Origin of the sequence: Mesorhizobium sp. WSM4308 (genome assembly GCF_002294905.1) — a bacterium.
Taxonomy (GTDB): Bacteria; Pseudomonadota; Alphaproteobacteria; order Rhizobiales; family Rhizobiaceae; genus Mesorhizobium.
In genome coordinates this window covers 16,271-32,659 of record NZ_NSFW01000031.1, presented here as the reverse complement: position 1 = coordinate 32,659, position 16,389 = coordinate 16,271, and the positions used below count along the sequence as shown (strand labels likewise).

Here is a 16,389-nt window from a genome sequence, read left to right as displayed (position 1 = left end):
CTTCGTATCGCGGCGTTGGCGGTTTAATCGGGCCTAGTTCATTACACACTTCAGAGTGCCTCCCAGACATTGAGACTGATTCAAGATGGAGTGGCCAATTTCGACGGGTCTCAGCATTCTATCTGCATGGTGGTGTTCCAGCCCACCTGCCTGTGCAATACCAGATGGAATACGCTCATTGGGGTGGCGCTGATTGCATGCCTTTCACTTAGCGAGCCAGCAGGCTGACAGGTGCTGTGGTCCAACTTCGATCGCCGGCGGCTCCTCAGCTTTGCAACGGTCGAAGGCAAGCGGGCAACGAGGATGGAAACGGCAGCCCTTCGGCACGCGCGCGGCACTTGGAACCTCGCCCTGCAGGGCCGGCAACTCGGCGCGACCTGCGTTGCCGCCAATCTGCGGTGTGGCGTTGCGCAAGGCGACGGTATACGGATGGCGAGGGTTGAATGTGATCTCGTCGGCGCTACCAATCTCGACCAATTTTCCAAGATACAAGACCGCAATCCGGTCGGCGATCAGCCAGGCAAGGGGCAAATCGTGGGTGATGAACAGCAGCGCCATGTTGTGCCTGTCGCGCAAGTCAACCAGGACCTGAAGAATCTGAGCGCGTATCGAGACATCGAGCATCGATACAGGTTCATCAGCAACGATGAGTTCCGGCCGGACGGCAAGCGCTCCTGCAATCACGACGCGCTGGCGCTGCCCGCCGGATAGCTCGTGCGGGAAGCGGGCGAAGAAATCGCCGGGAGGATTGAGCCCAGCGGCCGCAAGCGCTTCACTCACCCGGTCGGCGAGTTGAGTGGCGTTACCGACCAGCCGCAGGGACTGCAACGGCTCCGCCACGATGTCGAACACGGTGTGTCGCGGATTGAGGGCCTGATAAGCGTCCTGGAAGATCATTTGCACGCGACGCCGGTACGGACGTAGAGCCGAGAAGCCCTCTACCGACCTCATGTCGCGGCCTTCGAACAGCATTCTGCCGCCAGTCGGCTTGGCAAGCTTGGTGATGACGCGGCCCACAGTGGTCTTGCCGCTTCCCGATTCGCCGACCAGGGCGACGATCTCGCCCCGCCCGACGTTGAGGTCGATCCCGTCTACCGCGCGCATGGCGCCGACAGATCGGCCCAGGACACGGTCGAACAGACCGCCCTGGATAGGAAAATGAACTTGCAGGCTCTCGAGACGCAGGATGCCGGCAGTGTCAGGCATGAACAGCGACCTTGTCTTCTTGCGTCAAGGACCGGTGAAGGTGACAGGCGACACGTCCCCGCCCGAACTTATTGAGGCTGGGGACTTCGGTCGCGCACCCCCCCATGACCGACGGGCAACGCGGATGGAAAGCGCAGCCCGAGGGTCGATTCACCAAGTTGGGAGGATCACCCGGTATTGGCCGGATCATCTTTTTGCCGCTCGCTGGGTTCGGGATCGATTCGATCAGCTGTCGGGTGTAGGGATGTTTGGGCTGGGCGAAAATCTCGGCGACAGTGCCATCCTCGACGATGCGGCCCGCGTACATGATCATTACGCGATCACAACACTTAGCCACCACAGAAAGGTCGTGGGTGATCAAAATCAGGGCGAGGCTCAACTGCGATCGCAAGTCGCCTAGCAGGTTAAGGATCTGAGCCTGAGTGATGACGTCGAGCGCTGTGGTGGGCTCGTCACCAATGATAATCGAAGGTCGACACGCGAGCGCCATGGCAATCATCACCCTTTGTCGCATTCCGCCCGACAACTCGTGAGGGTAGGCGGAACCACGATCCGCCGGGATGCCGACCAGTTGAAGCAACTCACTTCCCCGCTTGGTCGCCTCGCCCCGCGACATGCCGAGCTTCAGCATGCATGGCTCGGCGATCTGCTTGATAATGCGGTGAACAGGATTAAGTGCGTTCATCGCGCCCTGGAAGACAACGGACGTTTCGCTCCAGCGATGTGGCCGCATCGCCGCATCATCGTCGATCGGCAGTCGGTTGCCACGATAGCGCACTTGGCCGCCGCTGACCCGCGCGTTGGGTGATAGTAGACCAGCGATCGCCATCGCGGTCGTGGTCTTGCCACTGCCCGATTCTCCGACGAGGCCCACGGCCTCTCCGGCTCGGAGCGCGAAGCTTACGCCGTCGATTGCTCGCAATGAAACGCCCTTGAGCCCATAATCGACAGAGAGCCGGTCTATTTCCAGAAGCGGTGTTTTGTCCTGGGAGGAGCTGGTCATGGGATCACCCTCCGCCGTGGATTGAACGTGTCGTCAAGGGCACTGCCAATCAGGACGAAGCTAAGCGAAACCGTGAGTACGCACAGTCCTGGGGCGCCGAGGTACCACCAGGCTCCAGCACTGGCCGCGCCGGCGCGCTGAGCGAGCGAAAGCAAAGTGCCCCATGAAGGCTGCAACGGGTCCCCGAGTCCAAGGAATGAGAGCGATGTCTCGACATAGATTGCGCTGGCGACCACCAGCGCACCATTGGCTGCGATTTGCGGCACGAGATTGGGGAGGATGTGCCGCACCATGATGCCGAAATTACTGCTACCCGCAACGCGCGCACGATCAATGAATGGTCGCTCCTTAAGCGACAGTGTCTGACTCCGGACGATACGTGCAACAAAGGACCAGCTTGTCATGCCTATAACGACAATGATCACGAAAAGAGAAGGACGGAAGCCCAGGATTTCTCCACCGCGCCCCATCACCTCGAGAACCACGGGTGTAATGACCAGCGCCAGCACGAAGGACGGCATGACAAAAAAGAAGTCTGTCAAGCGCATCAGCCAGACGTCGACCCTGCCACCATAGTAGCCAGCGGTCGTACCGATTGTAGTCCCAACGACGAGGCTGATCACAGTCGCGAGTAGCGCAATCGTAAGCGAGATCCGGGCACCATGGAGGACCAGATTGAGCACGTCCCGCCCGATTTCGTCCGTGCCGAGCAGATGCTCGCCTGATGGGGGTGCGAGGAAATCGCCAGTTGCATTGATCGCAGTCTGGAGCGGTCCCGCCAGAATATTGGGGACCGCTCCCACAACAAGAAAGAATACCAGACATACGAGGCCCACCTGAGCACCGCCATAGCTGAGAAATTGACGCAGAAAGCCTTTTATTGCGCGCGCCCGGCCTCGCGGGCAATATCGAACAATATTGTCGCTCATTGTCGGACCCTCGGATCTAGAAGGCTGTAGGCAAGATCGGCTACGAGGTTTGCGAGAACAATTGAAACGCCAAGCAACAGGAATATGCCTTGAAGGACTGGGTAGTCCCGTGCGTTGAGTGCTTCCACCGTCAGCCCGCCGATACCCGGCCAGGCGAAAACGGCTTCGACAGTGATGGCCCCGGCGACCACATAGCCAATATTGAGGGTGATCAAGGTCACGACCGGTAGCATTGCATTGCGAAATGCATGACGCATCAGCATTTGACCGTTGGTCAGCCCTTTCGCCCGTGCGGTTACCATGTAATCCTCGGTGAGTACGTCACTCATTGCGGCACGAGCGACGACGACGTACTGGCCGATTAGCCCAAGCGCCACCGCAGTGGCGGGAAGCGTGAGATGTTGCAGGTAGTCGAGGAACGAACCAAGAGAGCCCGTGATCAGGCCGGGCGAGTATGCACCATAGCCCGGGAGCCAACCCAATGCCGTGCTGAAGATTACCACCAGGATCATGCCGAGCCAGAAAGCCGGCGTAGAATAGAGCGCCAGAGAGGCTCCGGTTGCGATACGGTCGCCGGCTCCTCCCCGGCGCCAGCCTGCGTAGATCCCAAGCATCACCCCAATAACGATTGCCATTATCTGAGCAACCCCGACTAGGACTATGGTGTCCGGCAGGCGTTCCGCTATCAGGTCTGCGACATGCCTGCCCCTGAACTTGAAGCTGTAGCCGAAATCGCCGCGGAGTGTTGCCGACAGGTAGTCGACCGCCTGGTCCGGGAACAGCGGCCGGTCAAGGCCCCAACGTTGGTTCTGCGCCTCAATCTGCTCGGCGGTGACGCTGACGCGCGCCCCGCCAAGCAAAAGAGATGCAGGGTCACCTGGAATAACTCGGAATAGGATGAAGTTCAGGACTGCCACCATCAGGAGGGTTATAGAGGCCCTGACGATGATGCGCAGGATGTGACGGCTCCCTCCCCCTCCGTTCACGGCGCGGGCACCGGCTTCAAGCGATCGAATGGGAAGTAGCTGTCCATCGACATGATGCCTTGCTTTCCCCAACCCTCGAAGCAATCCCTCCGGTGGGCTTCGAGCAGGGTGGGGTAACATAGTACGATGTAAGGCGCTTCAGTATAAATTAGTCGCGCTGCCTGGTCGACCAGCTTTTGGTTTTTCTTGAGGTCAACGGTGACCTGCACCTCCGCGAACAGTTTGTCGAACTCCGCATTCGTCCAGTACGCCTTGTTCTTGATGCCGATGGAATTGCTGCTGCCGAAGATGAGCAGGTCTTTAGGTGTTGGGCCTTGCCAGGTATCGGAAATGAGCAGATCCCACCCTCCGCCGCCTTTCGCCGGAGCTGCGGCGCGGGCGCTCAGCGCACCGGAGTCGAGCCGAGTCACCGATACAGGGATACCGATTTGCTCCAACCAGCCAGCGATAAACTGCACTGCCGCGACCGGCATCTCTATATTTGCTGAAGGTCCAGACACCAGCTCTAGCTGGAAACTCTTCCCGTCCTTGTCCTCCCGAATGCCATCGCCGTTCGTGTCCCGGTACCCTGCGGCGTCAAGCCGGCGGTTGGCTTCGGCGAGATCGAAGTGGCGCCTGATGTCGTTCAGATCTGAATAGTAATCGGCCGCCACCGGCATTGCGAGTCCGACACCAGGGTCGGCGTGTCCGCGCATGGCTCGATCGACGATGGCCTTCTGATCGATCGCGTAGCCGAGCGCATCGCGAAACGCCGGATCCTGCAGAGCCTTGGTGCTACCTGCGCCATCTCCCGAAGCGGTGTTGAAGGCGAGATAGGTTTTCTGAGCTATGCGGGATTCACCGACTACAATGTCGGGATCCTTCGAGAGATCAGCCCACTGGGCGGACGTCAGGTAGTTGCCATAATCGAGTTCCCCGCTCTTAAGACCTTGCGCAATCGGATCGGCGGCATCGAAGGACCGCAGGATCACCCCCGCGATTTGGGGCTTCCCCGTACGGAAATAGGGGTTCGGCGTCAGGCGTGTAAACTGGCCCTGGTGAAACTCCGAAACGATCATAGGTCCCGTACCCACCAAAGGCGGATCGTTGCGGAAGGTTACGCGTGCGTCAGCATAGCTGATGTCCTTCCAAATGTGCTCGGGAACGATCATTATGATATTGTCTATTGGCCAGGTCGCGGGGAACTTGGTCACGATCTGCAAAGTCTCGTCGTCGAACGCTTTGATGGACTCGACGTTCTCAAGACCGCTGGTGCTGTTCCACCCGACGTTTAGCTCGTCGGGCTTGCCTATGGAATCGTGCAAATAACTATAAGTGAACGCCGCGTCCCTAGCGGTAGCAGGCTGGCCGTCCGACCACTTCATGCCGGGCCAGATCTTGAAGGTCCAAGTGAGGTTGTCGTCGGCGACGGACCAAGATTGGGCAAAGCCCTTTCGATCGTCGTATCGCTGGGCGTCTATGCAGACCAAGAAATCATAGCAAATAGCCAAGGGCCAAAAGGAGCCCCAAGTGGCGAAGGGGTTCATCGAATCAGGGCCTCCACCCAGTCCGCCGATTCGCAGGATGCGATCGTCGCACGACGAGGCGAACGCCCTCGAGTTAATCCCCCAAGGGGTCGCCGAAATCGCCAGCATTGCCTTCATAAGCGCACGACGATTATATGAGTATTGGCTCATTTTATCCTCCCTGTTTGCCGGCTTTATCATCACTTCATGTTCACACGACCACGATGATCTACGGCCTCAACCCGGAACATCTGGCTTCCTTTTGACGGAAGCTCCACAGTCCCCTCATTCCAGATAAGTAGCAGTGCCCAGGGGGGTGGTTCCTGCAAATTGGCCGCTGTGCCTGCATGAATCCGGCGTTTTTCTCGATTCTGGGCACAGCTAGCCAGAATTAAAGTCGATTGGCCGGTTCCAGCTCCTGGCGGCGCCCACGGACAATTCGCATATAGCAAACGAGGCAGTCATTCAGGTTCTGTTCGCGACCTCGGGTTGGAGGGTCCCGTCGAGCCGCAAACGCCTTTATCACGGATGTGTGATGTCGGAATGTCGATGCCGAAATTCCAGAGGATATCCTCTTCCGGCACACGACGGTCTAAGAGGCGTTCGACAAGCTGCGCGCCGCGCAACAACACGGAGCTTGAGCCGCCCGTTGAAAAACGATGTAAACGCTGATGGATCTCCAGCCTGATGCGTGGCCGCCAGCTCGTCGACCGTGAACTATCCGCAAGCCATTGATCTGGCCTTTTGATTGAGGCGGATAGCGTCTTTTGAATTGCAGGATTAGCGGTATTTGGACGCTGTTTTCCTGCAATTCGGTTTTGCGATTCCCTTGTGCTGCGGAGCGTGATTCACTCGGTTCGGCGGCGGCGAATCGAGGGGACGGCGAATGTCCAAGCCACGCGAGACGGGAGAGCAGGACCTGTTCCGCTCCAGGCTCGATCAGATCATCAACATGAAGCAGGCGATCGACCGGCCGGTGCTGGAGGAGCGTTTCGGCGCCGTCTATTCGGACGGCCCCGGCATGCCGCCGCTGCCGACCCGGCTGATGGCGGGGCTGGCGATCCTCAAGCACACCTTCAACCTGTCGGATGAGGTGCTGTGCGAGCGCTGGGTGGAGAACCCTTACTTCCAGTATCTCACCGGCGAGACGTTCTTTTGCCATACGCTGCCGTTCGACCTCTCGTCGATGACGCGCTGGCGCAGCCGCATGGGCGAGGAGCGGATCGTGGCGCTGTTGCAGGAGAGCCTCAGCCTTGCGGTCAAGACCGGGGCGATGAAGCCGGCCGACACGCGCCAGGTGATCGTCGACACAACCGTGCAGCCGAAGAACGTCATGTTCCCGACCGACGCCAAGCTCATCAACCGGGCGCGCGAACGGCTGGTGCGGCTGGCCAAGAGGGAAGGAGCTCCATTTGCGCCAGAGCTATCAGCTGGCGCTGATCAGCCACCAGCGCTATGCCCACGCCAAGCAGTTCAAGCGGGCCAACAAGGCGCTGCGCAGGCTCAAGACCTATCTCGGCCGGACCATTCGCGACATTTCTCGCCAGATCGCCGGCGATGCGGGGCTGGACGCGCTCTTCAAATGGCCGTTCTACCAGGCCGCCACCGTTCTCTAGCAACGCCAGCGCCAGCGCGGCCGCAAGATCTACAGCCTGCACGCGCACGAGGTGGAATGCATTGGCAAGGGCAAGGCGCATATGCCCTACGAGTTCGGTGTGAAGGTGTCGGTGGCCACCACGCTGAAGCGCTCCAAGGGCGGCCAGTTCGCCCTGCATGCAAAAGCGCTGCCCGGCAATCCCTATGACGGCCACACGCTGGCAAGCGTCATATCGGCCACATCAAGAACGAACACCGCATGGGCCGCAACTACCTCGCCGGCCAGCAGGGCGACGCCCTCAACGCCGTCCTGGCCGCCGCCGGATACAACTTCTCCCTCCTGCTCAGGTGGCTGAAGTGATTTTTGTGGCCCTTGATCGCCCTGCTTCAACTCCGGCCGAAGTCGGTCGCCGCTTAGCGTCTGGATCACGGTCGACCAGCACGAGTTCCAAAAATCCAACCTGCATCTCAGGCACCGCGTCCTGACCTCGGAAATCGAGGATCCAGTCTCGACAGAGTATTCGACAAGATGCGGACGTGTGTTACAATAACGAGCCGCAACTCATACCAGACATGAGCTCATATTTTGGGATAGTGGCCTCCAAGCGGTCAAGCCACGGACGCGAATGTCATCCGATAAAGGGTCGCGGCGTCATAGATGGGCAGTCCTGTCCTACGACGGATTGCTGACGTCACCATCGGGAACAATGTACATTCAAATAGGAGGGCGGCAATCCCCGGATGTGCGGCGCCAAGTCGCGCGACACAGGCTGCAACCTCCGACTCCATTTCAACAACACCAGCCGGCCACGCGTCACCTTCAATGCCGCCGATGACTACTCTTGCCTCTGCGGATGAATCTATGCCCAGCAGCTCTTTGCCGCAGTGTCTTGAGTCTGCGGCCACAACGGCGAGCTTTGCGTCAGCTGGAAGCTGCCGGAGTAGCGTGGGCGCCAGTAGCAGGCTCGACATGGCCACCGGGACTTCGACAGACGCGGCCACTGCAGCCTGGTACCGGATACTGAACCCGCAGTCCCCGGTTATCGCGACTGCTCCGCGCTCGACCAACCGCCTGGCAGCTGCAATGTAGGCCGGCTCGAGAGAAGCATCACCGGGAATGACCCTCTCCTCCAAAGCCCCGGCCGCGGTCTCTATTATAATTGGGAAGTCGAAAGTTGCCGGGTTGAAGACCGACTCCGGTTGCGGTGGCGGAAATTCACGAGGCGGAAGTCCGATCTCCAGCCCAATAATTCCGAGGGCCCTTTGTTGAGTTGTCACGGAAGCATCCTTCTTCTGGAAGCAGCTAAGATGGTGATTTCGGCAGCAAATGCCCATCACCTGCGCGATACAGGTTCTCTCTGAATGCACGAATTTAACAGCGTCGAAACGGCTGTTTCAGAGAAACATGCCTTTCCAGGCGCAGTAAGTCGGCATTGTTTTGGTGCATTCGCATGAAAGCCGTAAAAACTGGGAAACCGCAGAACGCTTGTGCGACCCTCCCCGGGCCTGTAGGATACCGGGTTTGCGTCCGCCGTCAGACAATCGTGTTAGGGCACTTTCCAGAGCCCAGATGCCCTGAATGGCAGATTGAACGCACATCAGATCTTCAAGCTCGCAACTGCCGAACGGGCAGCGCTATTTACCTAACTCGACCAATCTGGGGCTTGGACCGGACGATCCTAGTTATGCAGTCCTGAATGAACTGGGGCAGTAACCTCGACATCAACCCGGCCCTGAAAAACCGCGCGTAGGTTCGTCGCAGGGCAGCCTGCTCCGAACGGACCAGTTCCTGCCCGGAAGCCACCCACGGGATAACTCAACTAGCGGCACAACCCGCAACTCACCTCGTCTCCAGCACCGCATTGAGAAACTGCTGCGTTCGCTCGTTTTGCGGATTGCCTAAAAGCTGGCTGGGCGGGCCTTGCTCGACAATCTTACCGCCAGAAAAGAAGCACACGCGATCGGAGAACTCCTTGGCAAAGCCCATCTGGTGCGTGACCATCAGCATTGTGAGGTCATGTTCGGCGCTGAGCTTGCGGATGACGTTGAGCACCTCTCCAACCAGTTCCGGGTCAAGCGCTGATGTCACCTCGTCAAACAGCATCACCTTGGGCCGCATGGCCAACGCCCGAGCGATCGCCACGCGTTGCTTCTGGCCCCCGGAAAGCTGGATCGGGAAATGGTTCTTCTTGTCGCCGAGGCCCACCAAGTCGAGCAGCTCTGCCGCTCGGGCCTCCGCCTCCTTCTTCGAGAGCCCAAGGACGGAGATCGGCGCCTCCATGCAGTTCTGCAGAGCAGTCATATGCGGGAACAGGTTAAAGTGCTGGAACACCATACCGATCTTGGCACGCACGCGACGGAGATGACGCTCGCTCGCCGGCACTATTTGGCCGTTCTTCTGCGTATGCGTCAACGGTTCACCGTCGACCCATATCACCCCCCCGTTGATGTGCTCAAGCGTCATCAGCATGCGCAGAACGGTGGTCTTGCCCGAGCCGGACGGACCAATGATGGACACCTTCTCGTTGCGTGCGATCTCGAGATTGAGTTCGTCCAGCACCGTCAACGCGCCGTAGCGCTTTGTGACGTTCTCGAAGCGAACTATGGGTTCGTTCATGACTTTTTCGCTGCGCCTGATATCGAGGTCAAGCTCGTCCCGCCTGGCTGATGCCCTAGGGCGCTTCGTGAGATCGTCCTCGAAGCGAAGCACAAATTCGCTCATAGTATAAGGCCTCCCTATTGCAGATGGTAGCGGCGGTTGAGCCAGACGCGGACCGACTGCACGATAGCGGAAGCAACCAAGCTGAACACGTAGTAGAAGAAGCCGCACATAGTGATCGCTTCTATGTATCGATAGTTATTGCCCCCGAAATTTTTCGCCTGCTGCAGCATCTCGAAGATCGAGATTGCCGCCAGGACCGGCGTGTCCTTGAACATGCCGATGAAGTAATTGCCCAGAGCTGGCACCATGGGCGGGATCGCCTGCGGCAGAATGATTGTTCGCCAGGTCCGCGTTCGCGAAAGGTTTAGTGCCGTACAGGCCTCCCACTGGCCGCCATCCACATTCTCGATGCCGCCGCGGAAGACTTCGGAACAATAGGCTGCATAGTGGATCCCCAGCACGCCAACTCCCGCCGTCCAGGCAGGAATGAAGATTCCGATCTGCGGACCAACGAAATAGACAAAGAACAACTGCAGCAGCAAGGGCGTTGAACGGATAAACTCCACGATCTCCGCCATGGTGGTCGAGACGTAGCGGTTTGGCGACTGGCGAATCATCGCGAAGACAAGACCCAATATCAGCGCGATCGCAAACCCGAGCAGCGTAGCCTCAATGGTGACGATCGCTCCCTGATAGAGATATGGGAAAGCCTCCCATACGTAAGACCAATCCCAGATCTTCAAGCCACCTGCTCCCGAACGAAACCGCGCGAGACGCGGCGTTCCAGCCAGCGCACGAAAGGAGTGATGAGGGCGCGCGCGATGATGTAATAACCGAATAGTGCAACCGCAAAGAACAGCATATAATCGCCAGTTGCGTCGGCCGCCTGCTTGGCGGCGCTAGTAAATTCGGGAATGGTGATGAAGAAGACGAGCGAGCTACCCTTAAGCACATCGATGAGCATGTTACCCCAGGTCGGCAGCATGGCGCGCATTGCCTGTGGGAGGATAATACGCCGCATCATGGTGAGCCGCGAAAAATTGAGCGCTGTAGATGCCTCATACTGGCCCCTATCAACGGCCTGAATGGCGGCGCGGACATACTCGGCTGCGTAGCCAGAGGCATTCATTCCGATCCCCAAAATTCCGACAGTCCACGGCGACAGGAAAATACCGAAAATCGGCAATACAAAGAACCACCAGTAGAGCTGAACCAGCATGGACGTCCCGCGGAAGAATTCGATGTAGGCGATACTGAACCAGCGCAACTGCCGACGGGGAGAGACTCGGGTCAGGCCCACGAAAAGCCCAAGGACGATCGCTACGACGCAGGCGCCAAGAGTGACGATGACCGTAGTCATGACGCCCTTGGTGAGCACGGCAAAGATAAAGCTGAGATCGACCTTACTCATATGCCCTCCCCACTGACCGCCTACCGGCCAAGGGCCGGGGAGCGGTCAGACGCATAGCTTCAGCCCTTGCAAAGATCAGCGGTCTTGCTGCCATCCGGGAGATCGCGTTTGGTGTAACCATATTTGCCGACCGCGGCCATCATTTCGTCAGAGCCAATATAGTCTTTCAACACAGCATTGAACGCGTCTACCGCAGCCTGTTCGCTGAGCGGGAAGGCTATGGCGGGATGTTCATTCGGTCCCGGCGGGGTATACGGGTCAGCCACCTCAATGCTGGGATCCTGCTCGGCAAGAGTCGTCGCGTTCAGACTATAGAGCGAGCCGGCAGCGGCGCGGCCGGCCTTTACAGCCTGTACGACCTCGGGCGGTCCGGCGACCTGCATAACCTTGTCGTCAGGGAAACCTAATTTCTTCGCCTGCTCGACTGCGGTGGTACCCGTCATGATGGCCAGGGTAAGCCCCTTCTTCTGAGCGTCATGGAGGGAATGCAGCGCTTCCGGATTGCCCTTCGGCACGATCATCGAATCATTGCTCGATGCGATCGGTTCGCTGAACAGGACGTTGCGGCACCGCTCCGGCTTAATCCACATGCCGCCCGTGATGATGTCAAAGCGACCAGCCTGGAGGCCCGGGACAAGGGAACCCCAATCGGTTACGACCGGCTCGATTTTGGTCGTTCCCATCTTTCTCAGAACGTCCAGTGTCATCACATTGACCAGGCCAAGCGGCTCGTTGTTCGCACCAGGATAGGCACTGGGAGGCTCATTGGTGAAGCCAAGACGGATCGTTTCTCCGTTCTTAATCTTATCGAGCAGCGACTCCGCCGAGGCCGAACCGGCAAAGGACGAGATTGTCATCGCCGCCAGGCCGAGCGCGGCAATCCTCTTCAAGATTGCAGCCTTAAAGCATTCGTCGAGTTTCCACTTGACCACTGGTTAGTCCTCCGTTTTCGCATCGCCGATGGTCTCCCGATATGCCTCGGGAAAAGACCATTGCATCATTTGTTGAGCTTGTAGTCCGGCGGTTCCCATCATCGTGTGAGCTGCAGGGTCCCCACTTAGGTATAGATTCCTCCAGTCGATCCTTTGCTACGCCACTTGTGCATGCTTCGTGAGCGTAGCAGCGCAGCTGTGGTGCTTTGTGCGAGAAATGCAAGTTATTCGCAGAAATTCGGTGATTTTTGGGTGCATACGCACATTTCCGTCATCCCCGTGGTTCGTTGGAAGTGAACAATCGCGAGCTGTGGTATGGCCAACTGAGGCACACCACGTCTTGCATGACTCCTGCCCTGCCCGGTTGGATGGGCGCCACCGCCTGGGCTATGCCCTTGTTGCCATGGCAGGGCACAAGTTCGTCGTATGCGACACGCCGCTGAGAGATTCGCCTCGGAGACGCTGGCCCGAGCATTGTTCCCGTCACAGTTGATCATTCGTGCCATTGACGGATGAGTCTGTTCACGGCTTCGCTCCGGATCAACCTGGACGGAATCGCCGGCATTATTGAGCAGATGGAAATCTGAATTCCTGATCAGCTTCGCCAGGTTGATCCCTTGCTCCGGCGTCGCGGTAGGGTCGTTCTTGGACCAGATGATCAACGTCTGGGCCTGAAGCTGATCAAGGTAGGGGAAGATATACTTCTGCTGCAGCAGTGGATAACGATGCAGGTTTGTCTCGTCTTCCGGCAATCTCTGCCAGATCTCCCATTGTCCCCGAGCCGCGGCCCGCCGATAGGCTTCTCGCTCGGCGCATTCCACATCCTGCCCGTGGGCGCGGCAGCTTTTCCGCCGTGCGGTGATGTATTCCTCTTCGCTCGGCATCGGGCCGGAACAGCCGTAAGCCTGCCGGCAGGCCTCCAGCCAAGCTTCGTCACGGTCATCTCCGAACGCCGGCGACACGGAGTTAGCGGTCAGCAGGACAAGCTTAGAAACAAGATCGGGACGCACGATCGCGACCCGCGCGTCGACGAATGATCCTTCTGAATGGCCGACTAGCGTGATCTGCTTCAAACCCAGTTGTTGGAGGAAGCTAATTACATGATTCACACGACCGAGCCGGTTAATGTATTTGCAGTCAGCAGGATAATCCGTTCCCCCAAAATGGAGTTGATCAATCGCTACTACCGTAAATTGATCGGATAGCCCGTTCAGCTGCCGAACAAAGGAACTCTTAGCCTCTGCACGGAAGCCCGCCCCCTGCAGGAAAACAATCGGCCTACCAGCTCCGTTCTCGCAGTACGATGTCTCGACACCATCAACCGATACGCGATGCTTGGTGATCATCGGTTCCTCGGCAAAAGGAGGGGCATCAGGTCGGCATTGCGACATGCGAGATGGACTGCCATTGCTCACTCCTGAGCGTAGCAGCCTCACATGCCACGTTGCCGAACTATCTCGTCTGAATACCGGAAATCGGCACCCCGGAGCCTCGCGTCTTGTCACTTTGCTCTGTCGTCGCCCAGCCACTGCGGCCGGGAGCCTTTTAGGTGCATGGGTGGCATTCCCCGCAAGATTTCAACCCTTGCACAGGTCGCCGGTCTTGGTGCCGTCCGGCAGATTGATTTTGGTGTAGCCGTATTTTGACCGACTGCATCATTTGGTCGGAGCCGATATAAGTATTCAATACCTCGTTGAAGGCATCGACCGCCTGCTGATTGGGCAGGAAGGCGAGACTTGGGTAGCCGGCCTTCCCAGCCGGCGGGGTGAACGGATCTGCCATTTCAACGCTGTCGACCTTGTCAGCGAGCTCCTTACCGTGAAGTAGTTTAGCGACCCCGCCGCCGCGCGGCCGACCTTCACTGCCTGCAAGAATTCGGCCTGGCCGGCGACCTGCATGACACGATCCTCCGGAATGCCCGCGTCTTTGGCGGTCGTGACCGTGTCGGAACCGGCGGTGGTGACCAGCGTTAGGCCCTTATCACGAATATCGTCAAAGGAGTGCTGGTCTTTTGGGATTGCCATTCGGCATGAGCAGGGCTTCGGTGAACTTAGCAAGCGGCTCGGTGAACACCACATTGCGGCAGCGCTCCGGCAGAATGTACATGCCGCCTGGCCTAGCTCCGTCTGCCGTCTCTCAAGGTTGTGTCGGCCAATTTCTCAGCCACCATAATCGTCGGAATGTTTGTGTTCGCCCGAGGGCAAAATGGCATGACGGAAGCGTCGGCGATCCTCAAACCCAAAATACCATGAACGCGTCCCGACGGATCGGTCACAGCGCCAGGATCCGCGGCTGCCCCCATCCTGCAGGTCGACGTCGGATGCCAACTTGGGATGACGTTCTGGCGAATATACCGATCCAGATGTTTCTCGTCGTTGACGAGATCGGAAATGCTATCCCCATCCGTTATGACGCGCCTAATCAGCCCACGGCGCAGCCGCGGCGACGCGTCCATGAGCAGCGCCAGAAATGACGTGAGTGCATAGTTTGTGCTTGTGACCTTGCTCACCAGCTTCGCTCGCGCATTCAACGCTGACGGAAACGGGTCCAGCGCCACAGAGGACAGCGAATCTTGCTGCAGCAGGCGGACTATGAAGCGAAAGCCCTGCTTGAGGCGCTCGGCGTCCCGCTTGTCGCTCAACCAGTTGAAATCGACCTCCGGCTCTATTTTATGCGAACTACCCTTGAGCGCCACAGTTCCCGTCGAGTAGCTGCGATTGACCCACACGGCGAGAGTGCCGAGGCGCCTCCCCAGCGGGTGCCAGGATGATTTGGCAACAGTCGATATTGCCATATCGGTCGACGGGCAGCCTTCGTAACCCGACGAGTAGCGGGCGTGCATCTGAATATATTCGCTCACGCCGGGTGACAAGCGATCGGCCGGCTTCAAATAGGCCGAAACGCAAATCGTGGGGTGTTCCTGAAGATTCTGGCCCACACCTTTCAAATCTGCAACGATAGGGATTCCGAATTGTACTAATTCCTTCGCGGGGCCGATCCCGGAGCGCATCAATATGGCGGGTGAATGGAGTGCTCCTGCGCACAGGATAACGCAAGAAGCGCTATACGATTGCACGCCCGATTTGTTCTCCGTCTCGACCCCCGTTACCGTTGTTCCCAAAAAGGTCAGCCGCGCAACTGTCGTTTCGGATAAAATCGTTAGATTGCGGCGAGAGCGGACGGTTTCGGGTAAGTACGCCATCGCGGAGGAGACCCGATGACCATTGCGGTTGGTCAATGGGACAACTGAATAGCCATCACCGAATGCACCATTGAAGTCTGGCCTGAAATGAAGCCCCAAAGCATCGTAAGCATCGGAGATTGCCCGGATGAAGCCCGACCAGTCTGATTGGCGCACACGTTTGATTGGCAAGGGGCCGTTCGTGCCATGAAATTCCCCGCCGAAATCCAAATCGCATTCTAGACGACGGAAGTAGGGCAGCACGTCTTCCCAACCCCAGCCCGTTGCACCGCTTGAGGCCCACTCATCGTAATCTCCGGGCCCGCCGCGGTTGGCGACTTGGGCATTGATGCTGGAGCCGCCACCCATGACGCGCGCCTGTTCGTAATGGACAGGCTTGCGGCCACCTCGCACCGTTGTCGCGTGGAGTGACTGCCATCGATAACCGGGATTAAGGTAAGCACGCGTTGGGTCGCCATCCTGGATGTCGTCAGGAATGGCATTCGGCGGCGTATCAGGGCCAGCTTCAATGAGCAGCACGCGAGCGCCATAGGCGGAGAGCCTGCTCGCCATCACGCATCCAGAGGAGCCACCACCCACGACGATATAATCGAAAACCACGCAAACTCGCAAATGTCTGAGTCGGGCAAAAATCTAGCAGACGGCGAGCAAGCAAAAACGCGCAATTATCTTGCAGGACGCAGGAAATCAGCGCATTCTTAAGAGATTCGCATTATGGCGGCCTCCCAACGGGGCGGAACGTTTAAACATGACCTTGCCAGCAGTCCATCAGGGCTGAAGGCGATGCCGGAGCGTCGTGACTTAAGTGGACAAAGCGCATCGCGACTGAAGGGGACAAACCTATCGCGAGATACATCAGAATGCAGCCCGGTAGGTCCAGAAGTGCTTTTGCAGCATCGCGCTGACGAGGCCGTTGTAAGGAGCAGAATGATGCTTCGCCTTGCGCTCCATCGCCGC

Annotated in this window: 12 protein-coding genes and 1 pseudogene; 1 reads left to right on the top strand and 12 read right to left on the bottom strand. The window is 58.4% G+C overall.

What is annotated here, in order from left to right:
• Window positions 1-204: 204 nt before the first annotated feature.
• The 5 genes from CK227_RS35015 to CK227_RS34995 are packed head-to-tail and all read right to left on the bottom strand — an operon-like array spanning window position 205 to window position 5,800.
• Window positions 205-1,206, bottom strand: coding sequence for an ABC transporter ATP-binding protein (locus tag CK227_RS35015; RefSeq protein WP_063169341.1), 1,002 nt, complete (start codon window positions 1,204-1,206; stop codon window positions 205-207).
• Window positions 1,199-2,209: an ABC transporter ATP-binding protein gene (locus CK227_RS35010; RefSeq protein WP_063169342.1), complete on the bottom strand. Its 1,011-nt coding sequence runs from the start codon at window positions 2,207-2,209 to the stop codon at window positions 1,199-1,201. The genes CK227_RS35015 and CK227_RS35010 overlap by 8 nt, the downstream gene beginning before the upstream one ends.
• Window positions 2,206-3,138: an ABC transporter permease gene (locus CK227_RS35005; RefSeq protein WP_063169343.1), complete on the bottom strand. Its 933-nt coding sequence runs from the start codon at window positions 3,136-3,138 to the stop codon at window positions 2,206-2,208. The genes CK227_RS35010 and CK227_RS35005 overlap by 4 nt, the downstream gene beginning before the upstream one ends.
• Complete coding sequence (locus CK227_RS35000) at window positions 3,135-4,124, bottom strand: ABC transporter permease (protein ID WP_063169344.1); 990 nt, start codon at window positions 4,122-4,124, stop codon at window positions 3,135-3,137. The genes CK227_RS35005 and CK227_RS35000 overlap by 4 nt, the downstream gene beginning before the upstream one ends.
• On the bottom strand, window positions 4,121-5,800 hold the full coding sequence (locus tag CK227_RS34995) for an ABC transporter substrate-binding protein (RefSeq protein ID WP_063170379.1): 1,680 nt from the start codon (window positions 5,798-5,800) through the stop codon (window positions 4,121-4,123). Before CK227_RS34995 ends, CK227_RS35000 begins: the two co-directional genes overlap by 4 nt.
• Window positions 5,801-6,515: 715 nt before the next feature.
• Between CK227_RS34995 and CK227_RS34990 the strand changes: the two are divergent.
• A pseudogene (locus CK227_RS34990) lies at window positions 6,516-7,586 on the top strand (IS5 family transposase).
• Between the two features lie 248 nt (window positions 7,587-7,834).
• Here the strand turns inward: CK227_RS34990 and CK227_RS36970 are convergent.
• The 7 genes from CK227_RS36970 to CK227_RS34950 form a co-directional block, all read right to left on the bottom strand.
• The gene (locus tag CK227_RS36970; RefSeq protein WP_176477193.1) at window positions 7,835-8,503 is read right to left on the bottom strand and encodes a hypothetical protein; all 669 of its coding nucleotides are present in this window, start codon (window positions 8,501-8,503) and stop codon (window positions 7,835-7,837) included.
• Window positions 8,504-9,065: 562 nt separating this feature from the next.
• Window positions 9,066-9,842: an ectoine/hydroxyectoine ABC transporter ATP-binding protein EhuA gene (gene ehuA, locus CK227_RS34980; RefSeq protein WP_063170381.1), complete on the bottom strand. Its 777-nt coding sequence runs from the start codon at window positions 9,840-9,842 to the stop codon at window positions 9,066-9,068.
• 119 nt (window positions 9,843-9,961) lie between these two features.
• Window positions 9,962-10,630, bottom strand: coding sequence for an ectoine/hydroxyectoine ABC transporter permease subunit EhuD (ehuD, locus tag CK227_RS34975; protein ID WP_063169345.1), 669 nt, complete (start codon window positions 10,628-10,630; stop codon window positions 9,962-9,964).
• Window positions 10,627-11,298, bottom strand: coding sequence for an ectoine/hydroxyectoine ABC transporter permease subunit EhuC (ehuC, locus tag CK227_RS34970; protein ID WP_063169346.1), 672 nt, complete (start codon window positions 11,296-11,298; stop codon window positions 10,627-10,629). The genes ehuD and ehuC overlap by 4 nt, the downstream gene beginning before the upstream one ends.
• 59 nt (window positions 11,299-11,357) lie before the next feature.
• Window positions 11,358-12,230 carry an ectoine/hydroxyectoine ABC transporter substrate-binding protein EhuB gene (gene ehuB / locus CK227_RS34965; protein WP_082826582.1) on the bottom strand — a complete coding sequence of 291 codons (873 nt, stop codon included), beginning with the start codon at window positions 12,228-12,230 and terminating at the stop codon, window positions 11,358-11,360.
• 224 nt (window positions 12,231-12,454) lie between these two features.
• Window positions 12,455-13,576 (bottom strand): alpha/beta hydrolase, encoded by a 1,122-nt coding sequence (locus CK227_RS34960; protein WP_063169347.1) that lies wholly within the window; start codon window positions 13,574-13,576, stop codon window positions 12,455-12,457.
• Between the two features lie 770 nt (window positions 13,577-14,346).
• Entirely contained in the window at window positions 14,347-16,032 is a 1,686-nt protein-coding gene (locus tag CK227_RS34950; RefSeq protein WP_063169348.1) for a GMC family oxidoreductase N-terminal domain-containing protein, read from the bottom strand.
• Between the last annotated feature and the right edge of the window lie 357 nt (window positions 16,033-16,389).